7 protein-coding genes are annotated in these 15946 nt (G+C 43.0%); 3 read left to right on the top strand and 4 right to left on the bottom strand.

Annotated features, from left to right (window positions below; genetic code table 11):
- The first annotated feature begins 49 nt into the window (after positions 1-49).
- Both recG and AC5JM2_RS33445 read left to right on the top strand, forming a co-directional pair.
- Positions 50-2575, top strand: coding sequence for an ATP-dependent DNA helicase RecG (recG, locus tag AC5JM2_RS33450; RefSeq protein ID WP_495840116.1), 2526 nt, complete (start codon positions 50-52; stop codon positions 2573-2575).
- On the top strand, positions 2572-3522 hold the full coding sequence (locus AC5JM2_RS33445) for an Rpn family recombination-promoting nuclease/putative transposase (RefSeq protein WP_495840114.1): 951 nt from the start codon (positions 2572-2574) through the stop codon (positions 3520-3522). Before recG ends, AC5JM2_RS33445 begins: the two co-directional genes overlap by 4 nt.
- Before the next feature lie 74 nt (positions 3523-3596).
- Here AC5JM2_RS33445 and AC5JM2_RS33440 read toward each other — a convergent pair whose 3' ends face one another.
- On the bottom strand, positions 3597-4649 hold the full coding sequence (locus AC5JM2_RS33440) for a tellurite resistance TerB family protein (protein WP_495840112.1): 1053 nt from the start codon (positions 4647-4649) through the stop codon (positions 3597-3599).
- 536 nt (positions 4650-5185) lie between these two features.
- Between AC5JM2_RS33440 and ppsA the strand changes: the two genes are divergently transcribed.
- A complete protein-coding gene (ppsA, locus tag AC5JM2_RS33435) occupies positions 5186-7657 on the top strand; it encodes a phosphoenolpyruvate synthase (RefSeq protein ID WP_495840110.1) in 2472 nt (823 codons plus the stop codon).
- A gap of 160 nt (positions 7658-7817) precedes the next feature.
- On the opposite strand, the gene AC5JM2_RS33430 is transcribed toward ppsA, so the two are convergent.
- The 3 genes from AC5JM2_RS33430 to AC5JM2_RS33420 all read right to left on the bottom strand — a co-directional run bounded on the left by AC5JM2_RS33430 (position 7818) and on the right by AC5JM2_RS33420 (position 15874).
- Positions 7818-8150 (bottom strand): nucleotidyltransferase family protein, encoded by a 333-nt coding sequence (locus AC5JM2_RS33430; protein ID WP_495840108.1) that lies wholly within the window; start codon positions 8148-8150, stop codon positions 7818-7820.
- A 23-nt stretch (positions 8151-8173) separates the two neighbouring features.
- Positions 8174-12526, bottom strand: coding sequence for a two-partner secretion domain-containing protein (locus tag AC5JM2_RS33425; protein WP_495840106.1), 4353 nt, complete (start codon positions 12524-12526; stop codon positions 8174-8176).
- Between the two features lie 501 nt (positions 12527-13027).
- Positions 13028-15874 (bottom strand): two-partner secretion domain-containing protein, encoded by a 2847-nt coding sequence (locus AC5JM2_RS33420; RefSeq protein WP_495840104.1) that lies wholly within the window; start codon positions 15872-15874, stop codon positions 13028-13030.
- Between the last annotated feature and the right edge of the window lie 72 nt (positions 15875-15946).

The following is a 15946-nucleotide window of genomic DNA, read 5'->3' as shown; positions in this document are numbered from 1 at the left end:
AAGTCTAATGACTACTGACTAATGACTAATGACTACTGACTAATGACTAATGACTACTGACAAACCAGATTGGATACGATTACAGAAAGCTTTGGCAATAGAAGCAGAAAAAGGCTTTACTGATTTGCTGGGCAAACAATACCGCTTCAGTGAGTTTCTTACCCTGACTTTTGGCAAATTCCCCACAGGCTTACCTGGTATTGAACGTCGTCGCTGGCAACAGTTGGCAACTGAATTTGCTGATTATCCCAATCTGGAACTGGAAGATAGACAACACTTAGTAGCAGAAACTCGCAGATATCTGTACCAAGTTCAGCAAGTGGTTGAAGGGGGAGGGGAAGCAAGGGGAGATGAGGCAGATAAGGCAGATAACGCAGCAATACCTTCCTCATCTTCCTACTCCTCATTCTCGAAATCCAAAATCCAAAATCCAAAATCTCAAATTGTTGCTGAGGTGAGTCGGAGACTTGCTCCTAACTTAGACCAAAAGTTGAGTGATTTAGCAGAAATAGGCATTAGAAAAGCTGCTAATTTAGCACGTCTTGGTTTATACATCGTGCGTGACTTACTTTACTATTATCCCCGTGACCATATTGACTATGCTCGTCAGGTAAATATTCAAGACTTGGTGGCGGGGGAGACGGTGACAATAGTGGCAACAGTGAAGCGCTGTAACTGCTTTACGACTCCCAAAAACAACAAATTGACGATTTTAGAAGTGCTGCTACGTGATCAGACAGGTCAGATCAAAATCAGCCGATTTTTTGCTGGTACACGTTATAGCAGTCGTGCTTGGCAGGAAAGTTTCAAGCGCCGCTACCCGAATGGTAGTATTGTGGCGGCATGCGGGTTGGTCAAAGAAAGTAAATATGGTCTAACGTTGGAAGACCCAGAACTAGAAGTTTTGGGACATCCAGGAGATACAATTGAGTCTTTAATGATTGGTAGGATAGTGCCTATTTATCCGCTGACAGAGGGAGTGGGGGCGGATTTGGTACGACAGGCAGTTATTGCTGCTTTACCTGCGACTGTCCATCTTAAAGATCCACTGCCTAGCGGTCTGCGAGATAAGTATAATTTGATGGAATTGAAGGAAGCTGTTAATAATATACACTTTCCCCCAGACAGCGCTAGCCTCCAAGCTGCCCGTCGCCGCCTCGTCTTCGATGAATTTTTCTACCTGCAACTTGGGTTACTCCAACGTCAACAGAAAGCCAGGGAAACTCAAACCAGTGCGCTTCTAGCCCCAAAAGGTCAATTACTGGAAAAATTCTCCGAGATACTGCCGTTTAAACTGACTAACGCACAGCAACGAGTCATTAACGAAATTCTCAATGACTTGCAAAAACCCGCACCGATGAATCGTTTGGTGCAAGGGGATGTGGGTTCTGGTAAAACTGTTGTTGCTGTAATTGCTATCCTTGCTGCTCTTCAATCTGGGTATCAAGCAGCACTAATGGCTCCCACAGAGGTTTTGGCGGAACAGCATTATCGCAAGTTAGTGAGTTGGTTTAACCTCCTGCATTTACCAGTGGAATTACTCACAGGTTCTACGAAAACAGCAAAAAGACGACAAATTCATGCTCAGTTAGAAACGGGTGAATTGCCGCTTTTGGTGGGAACTCATGCTTTAATTCAAGATTCTGTCAACTTTATGCGATTGGGTTTGGTTGTGATTGATGAGCAACACCGTTTTGGAGTTGAACAACGGGCGCGTTTACAGCAAAAAGGCGAGCAACCCCATGTATTAACTATGACAGCAACTCCTATTCCTCGAACTTTGGCGCTGACAATACACGGGGATTTGGATGTGAGTCAGATTGATGAGTTACCACCAGGAAGGCAAACGATTCAGACAACCGTACTCGTGAATCAGCAACGTAGTCATGCTTATGATCTTATCCGCCGAGAAATTGCCCAAGGACGACAAACTTATGTGGTTTTGCCATTGGTGGAAGAATCAGAAAAATTGGATTTGCGATCGGCAGTAGAAGAGCATAAAAAGTTACAGGAAAGCATTTTTCCAGAGTTTCAGGTGGGGCTGCTTCATGGTCGCATGAGTTCAGCCGAAAAGGATGAAGCTATTACTAAATTCCGCAACAATGAAACTCAAATTTTGGTTTCTACCACTGTTGTAGAGGTGGGTGTTGATGTGCCGAATGCGACAGTTATGCTCATTGAAAATGCAGAGCGCTTTGGCTTATCTCAGTTGCACCAACTCCGGGGACGTGTTGGTCGAGGTGCAGCTAAGTCCTATTGTCTTTTACTGAGTAGTTCCAAAAGTTCAGATGCACAGCAACGTCTGAGGGTTTTGGAACAATCTCAGGATGGCTTTTTCATTTCGGAAATGGATATGCGTTTTCGTGGTCCTGGACAGGTTTTGGGGACTCGTCAATCAGGTATACCAGATTTTACATTGGCGAGTTTAGTGGAAGATGAAGAAGTGTTAATTTTGGCGCGACAAGCAGCCGAAAAGGTGATAGAGATAGATGCAACTTTGGAACGTTGGTATTTGATGAAGGAAGAGTTGAAGTATCGGTATGAGCGGTTAATGGGTGGAGCGATTTTGACATGATTGATCATGATCGCCTGTTTAAGGAACTGCTGACGACATTTTTTGTGGAGTTTTTAGAGCTATTTTTCCCCGAAGTTATTGCTTATTTAGAATCTGATTGTTTAGAATTTTTGGACAAGGAAATTTTTACTGATATCACTGCGGGTGAACAGTATGAAGCAGATTTAGTCGTCAAGGCTCAATTTAAAGAGCAAGAATCATTTTTTCTGATTCATATAGAAAACCAAGCTTATTCACAAGCAGACTTTGGACGACGAATGTTTCGCTATTTCGCTCGATTGTTTGAAAAATTTGCGCTTCCTGTGTACCCAATTGTCATTTTTTCTTTTGATTCTCCGCGTACGCCTCAACCAAATGTATACAGAGTAGAATTTCCCGACAAAGTTGTTTTAGAGCTTAACTACGCAGTATTACAGCTAAATCGTTTAAATTGGCGGAATTTCTTGCGACAAGAAAATCCCGTAGCCAGTGCGCTCATGGCTAAAATGAACATAGCTCCAGAAGAACGCCCTAGAGTGAAGTCGGAATGTTTGCGGCTATTAGCTACTTTGCGACTTGATCCAGCACGGACAAAAATGATTTCTGGATTTATTGATACTTACCTAAAGCTAAATGCTCAAGAGGAAGAGGTTTTTAAAACAGAAATTGCGAAGTTTGAACCAGTTCAACAGGAGGTTGTTATGGAAATTCTCACCAGCTGGATGGAAGAAGGGATACGACGAGGTAGACAAGAAGGTAGACAAGAAGGTAGACAAGAAGGTAGACAAGAAGGAGAATTGGCTGTCATTATGCGTTTACTCAACCGGCGAATTGGTACAGTTGAGCCTGAGTTACAAGAACGTATTCGTCAACTCTCACTCAATCAATTAGAAGATTTAGCTGAGGCGTTGTTAGATTTCTCCAATGCAGAAGATTTAATTGCTTGGCTGAATAAACAACAGGGGTAGAACAGGTATGCTGTTTAATAACAAACCATCACGCGTCTACCCCTGTAGTGAAAATTGGTAAAAGTTCGTTAATTCTAAAGAAACTCAATAGTATCAACGAAACCTAAAACATTCTGCTTGATATCCTCAGCTTCTTGTTCAAGAGAATTTGGTTTTTCTTTGTCAAAAAAGCTGTGCTGACTGCTGACGATATACAAAAGGTCACCATAGCTAAATGCTAAAACACCACGGTATGCATTTAACTTAGTTGCAGTACCGTTGTTTCCTGTTTTTGTAACTGTTGAACCTTGGGGCATATCAACTAATACGAAGTAAGCCCCTTCTAATATGTCTTCCAGATATTCAGTATGCTTAACCTGAGCATCTGGTAAATTAGCAACAATTGTTTGAGGCACATACTTACTAACGAGAAATGAACGCAGATATTCTTGGTGTCCGACAGAATCCATTTCCTCTGTCTGTTTTGAGGAGATAGGGAAATAATCGATTCTCAACAATCTGCCAGAGTCATCAGAAAAGCTAACTGAGCCTTCTTGAGTTTCAACTCTACCACCTTGTTGAGAGTTAACAGGAATTAGAACTATAAAATTACCTGAGGGTGATTCATACACGTTTGGGTTTAAGTCTTCCTCAAGTTCTGTCTCATCCTCGTCTTCTAGGAAGTCTTCATCTTCTACCTCTTCAAAAGCGGCGATCACCTCATCTATCACTTCTTTAGCATCTTTTTCGTTAATTTCCAATGCTTCTTGGAGCTTTTTGAGCAAAGTCGTTTTTCCTTTGGGAATACGTAGTTCCTCTTCGTCTACAAGTACGCTGACTCCCGCAGCATAAGCATCCAGTATTAACTCGCCTGTCAGAGATTTTTTTGCACTGTTAAATAGTGCTCCTATCTGACCTTCCTCTGCAATGGCTACGACTTTATCTAGCGTTTCTAACAATTCATCATCTGAGTATTCTTCAAAAATTTCGAGTCCCCAGAGGATATCCGCCAAAAAATCTGGATCCACTTCTTCTAATGAAGAATCAGCAGCAGCTGTGACAACCGCGATCGCCGCAACTGCTTCTTCTGGACTGATTGATTCTTCTAATGTTTTTTTTGAGTTAAAAAACTTGTCGTACTTGCCCACGACTGCTCCTTCCTAAAATGGTTTGCTAGTGATAACACAAATCTAGTATCAATGGGTAGTTTAGCAATCAGTGAGTCTCCTGTTGTTCTATCTTCACAAAAAGGTTTTTTCTGACCTATACTCAAACGCTAAATGATAACCGCTACATCTCAGTCACCAATGTGGATTTAACCTGTGCAAAATTTATATTTTTACTCTTCTAGTAGTCTGTCAAGGCAACGCCTGCTGAGTTAAAATTCTCTGCGTCTCCGTATCACCGTATCCCCATGTCAGCCTCAACCCGTCAATTTTGAGTTGACGAACTAAAGCGAGTAAAACGCATTCTTATCTTATATCAAGTTACTGCTCTGCTGACTTCATCGCCTCTGCGAACTTTTACCACAGGGAATTGCGTTAGGTTATACATATAAATGCAAATCTCTTCTGTAAAATCTAAAAAAACTATAAAATCCGTCTACGATTGAATGTGATATACCTTACGTAGAGGCAAGCAATCGTCGAACAATCAGGGCATCAAAATTAGGAGGCAAATACAGATGAATACAGTAGCAAAAAAGACTTTGTTGCACTCATCCTCCAAAGAGCGATCGCTCGTCCTGTGGTTTGATGAGGTGGGCATTACCGACATACCGATAGTTGGTGGGAAGAATGCATCTTTAGGTGAGATGATTCAACAATTGACGCCTAAAGGTATTAATGTTCCTATCGGGTTTGCTACTACAGCTTACGCTTATCGCTATTTTATTGAAGGTGCTGGGCTAGAAGAAAAACTGCGCAAACTCTTTTCTGACTTGGATGTAGAAGATGTAAAAAATTTACGAGAACGTGGGAAAAAGGCGCGATCGCTTCTGCTGCACACACCGTTTCCTAAAGAATTAAGAGAGGCAATTGTTAGTGCGTACCAAACGTTATGTGAGCGATACAACCCAGACACAGATGTAGCAGTGCGTTCAAGTGCTACCGCAGAAGATCTGCCGGACGCCAGTTTTGCCGGACAGCAAGAAAGTTACCTCAACGTCACTGGTATAGAAAGTGTTTTAGCCGCTTGTCACAAATGCTTTGCTTCCATATTTACAGATCGTGCCATTTCCTACCGCCACACCAAGGGATTTGACCACTTCAGCATTGCCCTTGCTGTTGGCGTGCAAAAAATGGTGCGTTCTGATTTAGCATGTTCTGGGGTGATGTTTTCCATTGAAACAGAGACAGGTTTCAAGGATGCTGCACTGATTAGCGCAGCATACGGTTTAGGAGAAAACGTTGTCCAAGGGTCCGTTAACCCAGACGAATACTGCGTTTTTAAACCAACTCTCAAAGAAGATTTTCGCCCAATTGTCGATAAAAGATTGGGTAGTAAAGAATTAAAAATGATTTATGACGACGGCTCGAAATTTACGAAAAACGTCCTAGTTCCTGAAAGTGAAAGAGGCAAATTCGCTCTGACTGATGATGAGATTTTACAACTAGCTCGTTGGGCCTGTGTGATTGAAGAGCATTATTCCACAGTCAACGACACTTACACCCCAATGGACATCGAATGGGCGAAAGATGGTATTACCAACGAATTGTTTGTTGTGCAAGCCCGTCCTGAAACTGTGCAATCTCAGAAGACGGAAAATGTGTTGCGGACTTACCGCTTCTTAAAGACAGATGAGGCAGATGAAAAAGCAAGATCTTCCTCATCCCCCCATCTTCTACTCACCGGACGTGCGATTGGGGAAGCCATCAGTCAAGGTAAAGCGCACCTGATTACAGATGTGCATAAAATCGCACAGTTCCAACCAGGGCAAGTCTTAGTTACAGATAGAACTGATCCCGACTGGGAACCGATAATGAAAAGAGCACGCGCGATTATCACTAACCAAGGTGGACGCACCTGTCATGCGGCGATTATTGCGCGAGAATTGGGTGTACCTGCAATTGTAGGATGTGGTAACGCAACGAAAATTCTGAAAAATGGTCAAGAAATCACGATTTCTTGCGCGGAAGGGGAAGAAGGACGAGTTTATGCAGGGTTATTGCCCTTTGAAGTCGAAGAAGTTCCACTGGAAGACTTACCCCGCACTCGTACCCAGATTCTCATGAATGTGGGTAACCCTTCAGAAGCATTTGGCTTGTCTGCGATTCCCAATGACGGGGTTGGTTTGGCTAGGACAGAGTTTATCATCGCCAATCATATCCAAACTCATCCAATGGCGCTGATTCATCATGACGAAATAAATGATGACTTTGTGAAAGCTAAAATTTCTGAAATCACTGCACTTTATGACGACAAACCCCAGTATTTTGTCGATAAATTAGCTCAAGGTGTTGGTAGAATTGCTGCGGCGTTTTATCCCAAACCAGTTGTCGTCAGGATGTCTGATTTCAAGAGTAACGAGTACGCGAACTTGTTGGGTGGCAGACAGTTTGAACCTGAAGAAGAAAATCCGATGCTGGGCTGGCGAGGCGCTGCGCGTTACTATGATGAAGGTTACAAAGAAGCTTTTGCTTTAGAATGTCAAGCGCTTAAGCGAGTCAGGGATGAAATGGGGTTGACAAATGTGATCGTAATGATTCCATTTTGTCGCACTCCCGATGAAGGGCGTCTCGTTTTGGCAGAAATGGCAAAAAATGGTTTGCAGCAGGGTGTGAATGACTTGCAAGTTTATGTAATGTGCGAGTTACCCAGCAACGTTATGCTGGCTGATGAGTTTGCAGAAGTTTTTGACGGGTTTTCAATTGGTTCTAATGACTTAACTCAATTGACACTTGGGTTAGATAGAGATTCCGGGTTAGTGGCGCGGTTATTTGATGAACGCAGTGAGAGTGTTAAGCGGATGGTGAAGTTGGCGATCGCCACCGCCAAAAAGCACAATCGTAAAATCGGTATTTGTGGACAAGCACCCAGCGATTACCCGGAATTTGCCCAGTTCTTAGTTGAACAGGGGATTGATTCGATGAGTTTAAATCCGGATTCGGTTTTGAAGACTATGCTGGAGGTAGCCAAGGTCGAAGAGCGATCGTAAACCTCACCCTGCCCTGTCGGGCATCCCTCTCCTTAGTAAGGAGAGGGAAAGATTTTAGCGCAGCTAAAAGCGAGGGTGAGGTTTTGAGCCAGATGTGTGTACATCGTAGTTAGTAAAGAGAGGGGAAAAGGGAGAGAAAGACATTTGGGATGGTTCCACCTCATCCGTTGTTGACATACTGCACTTGGGCTTCTGTTAGTACCTGATCCCGGAAATAACGGCTAATATCTTGAGGCGTGTTCAGATCAACTGATCGCCCCAAAAGCTGGGATAATTCATCTTGGATATCGATGAACGCAAAACCAGGGGTGTATCCAGGTTCAAATTCAACTAAAATGTCAGTGTCGCTGTCAGGGCGGAAGTCATGCCGCAGGATGGAACCAAAGAGGGAAAGCTTACGGATATGAAAACGCTCTGCAAGTTCAGCTATTTTATCATTGGGGATTTCAATAGGTAATTGACTAAAGAAATTTACACATTTGGGATGCTCCATGAGGCTTAGCTTCTTCGCCGTATCTACTTCACTGCAGCACAACTACTATTAGGTGCAGGCTGTTCCCGTTGTACACCAACCTTGGTGGGATCATAAGCTACCAGCACCACCTCACCTTTTTCGTTATATATCCAACCTTGAGCGGGTACTATCTTTTTGACAGGTGGCTGTTGAGATGGCTGCTTATAAGTTGTACTTGTTGAATTCACTGTCCTGGTTACAGGCTGAATTAAATCAACGCGCACATTGTCACTACTGAGAACTTTTTGGGGATCAGTTGGAAGTCCGCCACGTCCGGTAATGGTGAAGCTGCTACCAAAACCTTTTGTACAGGGATTTTGAGCAATCTTTTGTGCGGGGTCGATGACAGTTTTTGTTAATTCAAATAATCCTTGGCTGGGGTCGATATCGGGTGTTTTAAATTGCACAGTCCCACTGAATTGTGGACCAGCTTCAGAAGTGGCAGAAATTACGCTATCTGGTGAAAGAAATCTGCCTCCGGTAGTTGTAATGATAACGTTTCCTCCATAACCCCGCTGGGCATCGGCAGTAATTTTGCTATTTTCCAACGCAACTAAGTTGCCAGTGTTAATGGTAATGTTGCCTCCGTCAGCTGTGCCTGTGGCGTTAGTAGTGATGTTGCTGTTGCGGCGCAGGATTAAGTCACGGGCGTTCAGGCTAATGTTGCCTTCTCCCCCATTGGTGTTGGCTTCAATAAATGCTTTGTTGTCTAGCCGGATGTCTTTAGCAGTTGTGACTGTTATATTTCCTGCACTACCACCGTCACTGAAGTTAGTGCTAGAAAGTATACCACTATTAGTTAGAGAGAGCGATCGCGCAGTGATATTAATACCACCTGCATTGCCTTGTGCGCCACTGTCTACAGCACTAGAGATACCACTGTGATACCCATCTTTACCCTTACCATCAGCAGAAATTGTACCAGTGGCATTAATAATGACACTTCCTGCATCTCCCTTTCCAAAAATCCCAGCATTGATTGTTCCACCATTGGTCAGAGAAAGGTTGTTGGTCTTTATTTCAATACCACCTGCTTTGCCCACGCCTGATGAACTGACAGAGCTAAAAATTCCACTGTGATACCCATCCTTACCCTCACCATCAGCAGAGATTGTACCCGTAGCATTAATGATGACACTCCCAGCATTGCCCTTTCCAAAGGTGGCAGCATTGATTGTTCCACCATTGGTCAAAGAAAGGTTGTTAGTGTTTATTTTAATACCACTAGAATCGCCTACGCCTGATGAGCTAACAGTGCTAAAAACTCCACTGTGATACCCATCCTTACCCTCACCATCTGCGGAAATTGTACCAGTTGCATCAATGATGACACTTCCTGCATTTCCCTTTCCAAAGGTGTTGGCACTAATGTCTGCACCATTTATCAGAGAAAGGTTGTTGGTCTTTATTTCGATACCACCTGCATTGCCCTCGTATGATGATTCAACATTGCTAAAAATTCCACTGTCGGTTCCAGCCTTATCCTCACCATTTGCGTAAATTGTACCAGTGGCATTAATGATGATATTTCCTGCATTGCCTTTTCCAGAGGTGATGGCACTTATTGTTCCACCATTAGTCAGAGAAAGGTTGTTAGTGTTTATTTTAATACCACCAGAATCCCCTACACCTGATGATTCAACATTGCTAAAAATTCCACTGTCATATCCATCCTTACCCTCACCATCAGCAGAGATTGTACCAGTCGCATTAATCGTCACACGCCCTGCATCTCCCTTTCCAAGAGTACTGGCATTAATTATTCCACCATTAGTCAGGTAGAGGTTATTGGTCTTTATTGTTATACCACCTGCATCTCCCTCAGCTTGTTTTTGAGACACTCGACTATAAATTCCACTGTTGAATCCATCCTTACCCTCACCATCAGCAGAGATTGTACCAGTTGCATTAGTGATGATATTTCCTGCATTTCCCTTTCCTAATGTGCTGGCACTTATTATTCCACCATTGGTTAGAGAAAGGTTGTTAGTGTTTATTTCGATACCACCTGCTTTGCCCACACCTGATGATTGAACAGTGCTAAAAACTCCACTGTCGGTTCCAGCCTTATCCTCACCATCTGCGGAAATTGTACCAGTGGCATTAATGATGATATTTCCTGCATTGCCTTTTCCAGAGGTGATGGCACTTATTGTTCCACCATTAGTCAGAGAAAGGTTGTTAGTGTTTATTTTAATACCACCAGAATCCCCTACACCTGATGATTCAACATTGCTAAAAATTCCACTGTCATATCCATTTTTATCTTCACCATCAGCTTTGATTGTACCAGTCGCATTAATTTTCACACTTCCTGCATTTCCCTTTCCATAGGTAGTGGCACTGATTCGAGCGCCATTGGTCAGTGAAAGGTTGTTGGTCTTTATTTCAATATCACCTGCATCTCCCTCAGCTTCTTGTTTAGCGACTCGACTATAGATTCCACTGTCATACCCATCCTTACCCTCACCATCAGCAGAGATTGTATCAGTTGCATCAATGATGACATTTCCTGCATTGCCCTTTCCATAGGTGCCAGCATTGATTCTTCCACCATTGGTTAGAGAAAGGTTATTAGTGTTTATTTGGATACCACCTGCGTTGCCTACGCCTGATGATTCAACAGTGCTAAAAATTCCACTGTCGGTTCCAGCCTTATCCTCACCATCTGCAGAAATTGTACCAGTGGCATTAATTCTGACACTTCCAGCATTGCCTTTTCCAAGGGTGAGGGCACTTATTGTTCCACCATTAGTCAGAGAAAGATTGTTAGTGTTTATTTTAATACCACCTGAATCCCCTACACCTGATGATTGAACATTGCTAAAAATTCCACTGTCATATCCATCTTTATCTTCGCCATTAGCTTTGATTGTACCAGTCGCATTAATGATGACACTCCCAGCACTTCCCTTTCCAAAGGTGCTGGCACTTATTGTTCCACCATTGGTTAGAGAAAGATTGTTGGTATTTATTTCGATACCACCTGCATCTCCCTCAGCTTGTCGTTGAGTAACTTCGCTAAAAATTCCAGCGTTGTTCCCGTTCTTATTTTCACCATCAGCAGAGATTGTATCAGTGGCATTAATGATTATTCTCCCAGACTTTCCTTTTCCAAGGGTATTGGCATTGATTTGTGCACCATCGGTTAAAAAAAGGTTGTTGGTATTTATTTGGATACCACCTGCATCGCCCACGCCTGATGATTCAACAACGCTAAAAATTCCACTTTTGAATCCATTCTTAATATCACTAGCTACAGAGATAGTCCCAGTAGCATTGACTATGATACTCCCAGCATTCCCTTTTCCATAGGTGCTGGCAGACAGTTGAGCACCATTAGTGAGTGAAAGATTTTTAGTAGTTAGTTCTATGCCACCTGCGTTGCCTACACCTTTTTCTTCTACACGGTTGGTAATACTACTCCCATCTAAAGAAACAGTTTCTTTTGCATCAACTTTAATATCGCCTGCTTGAGCACTTGGAGTTCCTAAACCCGATTTTATGCCTGCACGAAGAAAACTTCCTCCCGAAATATTTAAATCTCTGGCATGAACTGCAATACTACCGCCCTCTCCAGCGCGCACATCCACAAAGGCTTCATTAGTCAGCGATACATCACCTCTTGGCACTCCCACAGGAAAACTCAAACTTCCATCAGTATTCAGTCCCACTATTCCCGCCGCAGATAATCCTCCTAACTCAATCCGTCCTCCTGGTGCAAGCAAATCAGGACGATCTAAGCTGACGTTACCGCCTACTAGTGCTAAGGTCTTTCCTGACGGTACTTCAAGAGTAGGATATTGAGTCGTCGTGGATTGAGTCGTGATATTTTGGGGATTATCCCGATACCTCAACCCAATCGGAGCAGTTATTGTTAACAATGGCGGTGCTTGCGGGTTAGTCGCACTAAACTCAAAATTATTGTCAAAGACAAAACTATGCGCCGTACTCCCCAAAAAGGAACCACCGATATTCAATCTGGCATTTGGTCCAAAAATAATACCAGCAGGATTAAGTAAAAATAAATTAGCTGGGTTAAGTGTCTTAATCAAACCATCGATATTAGAAACAGAACCACCCGTCACCCGACCGATGATGTTTCGCACATCAGCTGCATTGTTGAAATTAGCCGAACCACCTGTGGGTACAGAAAATTCTTTGAAGCTGTGAAAAAGATTTCCTCCCCTTCGAGTTCCGTCATTGATGTTGAAATTTTTGCCATCAGGAGTGGTAACTGTCGTGGATACAGTTCCATCAGAAGTTACTTGCTGCGCAACTGCGATGGCGAGTGGCGCAAGAGTTGCTAAGGTGGATAGGGGTAAAGTTAATAGAAACAGGGATATCTTTTTCATGGGAAATGCATTTTAGAAATAATTTTTGACAAAAACTGTGAGCAATCATAAGATCCCCCCGCCTACGGCGACTGCCTTAAAAAGGGGGTAAAAGAGGGTTAGAAGCCGTATTGCGCCTACGCGGACTAATACGTTTAGCCGGAGGAGGCAGGCATAAGTCTCGTGTAGGTGCGATTTATAATCGCCAGGTATTCTGGTTGCACCCCTACATGTGGTTTGTGGTTTCTGGTAATGAAAAGTGTTGTAAAACGAGTAAAGTTGTATGAAAGTACTAATAACAGGTTTGTACGCCCTAATACTGAATTTGTAAAAATTTTTGACGATTCACAACAGTGCCTTAGCAAAGCTTCAGTCTGAAAGGCTTTCGTATCATGTTCTAATAAGATTGACAAATTTATTACCCTTGTGAAATGAAACAGCCCTCCTTGATAAGGGGAGGGAAGGTTTTGGCAATAGACAAAAGCGGGGTGGGGTAAAGCCAGACCTGTAACAAGAACGTATCTATCTCAGTGCAGCACAACTACTATTAGGTGCTGGCTGCGATCGTTGTACACCAGTCTTGGTGGGATCATAACCGACTAGCACCACCTGACCTTTTTCGTTATATATCCATCCTTGAGCAGGTATTATCTTTTTGAGAGTAGGCTGTTGAGATCGCTGCTTTTGAATTGTATTTGTTAAATTCACTGTACTAGCAACAGGCTCAACCAAATCAACGCGCACATTATCACTACTGAGAATTTTTGTGGGATCAGTTGGGATTCCACCACGTCCGGTGATAGTGAAAGTACTACCAAAACCTTTTGTACATGGATTTTGGGCAATTTGTTGTGCGGGATCGATGACAGTTTCTGTCAACTCAAACAACCCACGGCTGGGGTCAATATCTGGAGTGATAATGTTGATAGTCCCGCTTAAGGATGGGTTTTGTTGTGAATATGCAGTGATGTCGCTTTCAGGCGTTAATTGGGATCGAGGCTCGATTCCAAACAGACCTTGAGTTCTAATTGTAATTTTCCCTCCCCTACCGCTGAAAGCATTGGCAGTGATGTCACTATTTTCTAAGGGAAAAGCAACGATTAATGCAGAGTTAATCGTGATATTGCCGCCATCTCCACTAGTACCGCTACCCGCAGTCGTTGAGATTTCACTACCGCGACGCAAGAGTAAGAAGTCTCGGACTCCTAAAGTAATGTTTCCAGCATTTCCTTGACCATCACTATTGACACTTATTTTCGCACCATCTTGGAGTTGCAACTTTCCAGTCGCAATCTTAACGTTGCCACCCTGACCTGTGGAAGCAACAGATGTACTGGCAAATATTCCACTAGCAGGTTCAGCAGAACCAAGTAGAAATTCGGCCTGCCTCTGAGGAGAACTTTTTGCGATTTCAGGAGCATAACGGAGTGCTGCAGAACCAAGTAACTCGGGATAACTGCCTTCAAGTATTGCGTTAAATAGTAAAGCTCTGGTAGGGTTACTACCACTAATAGTGACGCGGTCAGCTACTTTGAGGTTGATGTCACCTGCATTTCCTCCCTCAAAAGCGTTAGTCAGAAGTTGTCCGCCACCAGTTAGTTCAAGGACATTGGCATTAACGTTGATGTTACCACCCCTGAAATTACTTCGGCTTTCTGCCCTTAAGCTTGCTCCATCTAATACACGTAAAGTAGCAGTATTAATATTGATGTCACCACTCACACCCTTGAGACCTTGCTCACTAGTTGTTAATAGTGCACTGTAGATGATACTTTGCGATCGCGCTGTGTTTGAGAGTGGGAATGGTTTCCTGCCAGCAATTTCTACAAAATCTGTCGCATTAATATTAATGTTGCCAGAAGTTCCACCGTCATCAAATGTTCTAGTTGTCAATTCCGCCCCATCAGTTACAGAAACAGATCGCGCAAATATGTTGATATTATCTGAAGTGTTACCAGCGGAACTGACTAAGCTATTTTGAATTGAAACAGGACCTCTGGATTGGATTGTGATTTTTCCAGCTTTTGCAGGACCTCCGCTAAAAAGCGAGCTATTGGCAGTTATAGACACAGAGTCATTGCCATTGATAAATATGTTTCCTGCATCTCCATTGATGTAAGTGGCGTTTTTCAAATAAGCATTCGATAAAAGAATCGAGCCATTGGCTTTAAGTGATATATCTCCTGCTCCTAATCCCCCCCCTAAATTATCAAAAGTGGAAATGACCCGATCCTCATTACCGACATCTTGTCCTGTTAAGAATATCGAGTTATTTGCATCAAGAGATATGTTTCCAGCACGTCCCTTTCCAACCGGACCAGTATCTAGTGCAGCAGGAAGATCAAAATTGGTTGGAGTACTAGCCTTATTAGTTATGAAAATATCACCAGCTTTAATATTGATATCACCTGCATTGCCAGTAGCACCTTCATCTACTAGATTAGTCACTCGGCTGGGATAATTAATTGTGACTTTCCCAGTCGCATTGAGTGCAATATCTCCTCGTGGTGAGTTATCTGCTGTTAATCCTTTGCCAACGCCAGCAAAAATATTTCCCCCCAAAATATCTAAATTTCTGGCATTAACTGCAATACTGCCTGTTCCTGTTCCACGTACATCAACAGTTGCACCATTTGTGAGCGAGATATCCCCACGTTGCACTCCCGCAGGAAAACTCAAACTTCCATCACCATTAAGTCCCACCGTTCCTGCTGTAGATAATCCTCCTAACTCAATTCTTCCTCCTGGTGCTAACACTATCCCATCATTTAAGCTGACGTTACCCCCTACCAGTGCGAACGAGTTTCCAGAAGCAACTTGAAGACCAGCAGATTGATTGGTGATATTTTGAGGATTATCCCGATACCTCAAGCCAATCGGAGCAGTTATTGTTAACAATGGCGGTGCTTGTGGGTTAGTCGCACTAAACTCAAAATTATTATCAAAGACAAAACTGTGCGCTGTACTGCCCAAAAAGGAACCACCAATATTTAAGCTGGCATTTGGTCCAAAAATGATCCCGGCTGGATTGAGTAAAAATAAGTTTGCCTTGCCCAGTGTTCTAATCAAACCATCAATAGTAGAAACAGAACCACCCGTGACTCGGCTGATAATGTTTTGTATATTGGCTGCATTGTTGAAAGTTGCTGAACCACCAGTGGGTACAGAAAATTCTTTGAAGCTGTGAAATAGGTTTCCTCCTCTTGTTGTCCCGTCATTAATGTTGAAATTTTTGCCATCAGGAGTGGTAACTGTGGTGGATACAGTTCCATCAGAAGTTACTTGCTGTGCAACTGCAATGGTGAGTGGCGCAAGAGTTGCTATGGTTGCTAGAGGTAAGGTGAATACAAACAGCGATAACTTTTTCATCCGAGATGCATCATTTTAGAAAGAATTTTTTACTCACAAGTTGACTGTAGGTGCACAAAGCATTTGCTTTCC

Source organism: Brasilonema angustatum (assembly GCF_059505445.1).
Note: the sequence above shows the minus strand (reverse complement) of the source record. Positions and strands in the feature narration are given on the sequence as shown.